1 protein-coding gene is annotated in these 586 nt (G+C 42.2%); it reads right to left on the bottom strand.

What is annotated here, in order from left to right:
* Nucleotides 1-37: 37 nt before the first annotated feature.
* Nucleotides 38-586, bottom strand: a 549-nt coding sequence (locus R7P74_RS27975) for a 3-deoxy-D-manno-octulosonic acid kinase (RefSeq protein ID WP_318123938.1), incomplete at its 5' end; no start/stop codon positions are given.

The raw sequence follows: 586 nt of genomic DNA, 5'->3' as shown, positions 1-586 counted from the left end.
CTCACTTGTCTTTGATTATAGATCTTCTCGAATCGAATTATTTTATGTCTAAGCACGATAACGCTTCAGTAAGCACAGCGAAGTCACGTTCCTTCCAATGTATTTGGCGTTTGAGCAGTTCTTTTTTGAATGAGCGAAGAAGCCTTTCTAAGTTTTGCTTTTTCCAGTCGCCGTGCTCTTGTTTGCGGCACTTATCAAAATCAATAATCCACACTTTATCTTTGTCATCGATCAAGATGTTGTGGATATTCAGGTCTGTGTGATTAACGCCAGCGTTGTGCATTTTGGCAATTTCTTGCCCTATTTTTTGATACATTCCTTCCGGTAACGGTTTTTCCTGCAAGATACTGACCAAGTCTCTTGCGTTAGGAATGCGCTCACTCAATAAATCGGCCTGATATGTCAATCCAGATTTCACAGCTCTCGCAGCAATTGGCCTTGGCACATGAACACCTGCATTAATCAGTGTAAGTAATAGTTGGAACTCTTGCGCACAACGCGTTTGCTCCCAACCTGAAAACCAATAATTGTCTTTAACTAACTTACCAAATACCCCCCCACGTCGATAATGACGCAGAGCGGCTTG

This window comes from Vibrio sp. 2033, from assembly GCF_033339735.1.
The sequence above is the reverse complement of the archived record's forward strand: the minus strand, read 5'-3'. Positions and strand labels throughout refer to the sequence as shown.